General features: G+C 67.9%; 1 protein-coding gene. It reads right to left on the reverse strand.

The features are described from left to right. A partial coding sequence (locus QC029_RS30855; RefSeq protein ID WP_279559137.1) for an aminotransferase class I/II-fold pyridoxal phosphate-dependent enzyme occupies nt 1–375 on the reverse strand: 375 nt, incomplete at its 3' end. Nucleotides 376–393: the final 18 nt, after the last annotated feature.

Below are 393 nucleotides of genomic sequence, written 5' to 3' on the forward strand. Positions count from 1 at the left end.
GGGCACGAGCACCTCGTCCCCCGCGTCCACGAAGGCTTGCAGGGTCATGGAGATCAGTTCGGAGACGCCGTTGCCGATCCACACGTCCTCCGCGGAGAGCGCAGGAAACCCCCTGTCCCCGTAGTGGTCCGCCACGGCTTCCCGGGCGGGCACGATCCCGCGGCTGTCCGAGTAGCCGTCCGACTCCGGCAGCGAACGCGCCATGTCCGCCAGGAGGGTGGGCGGAGCGTGGAGCCCGAACGGCGCGGTGTTGCCGATGTTGAGCTTGATGATCTCGTGGCCCTCCGCCTCGAGATGCTGGGCCTCACGGAGGATCGGACCGCGAACGTCGTAGCGGACGGAGGCGAGCTTGGTGGACTGGGTGAATTCACGCATGGCGGGTCTCCTTGCAGT

This window comes from Streptomyces sp. DH37 (assembly GCF_029813835.1).
GTDB lineage: Bacteria > Actinomycetota > Actinomycetes > Streptomycetales > Streptomycetaceae > Streptomyces.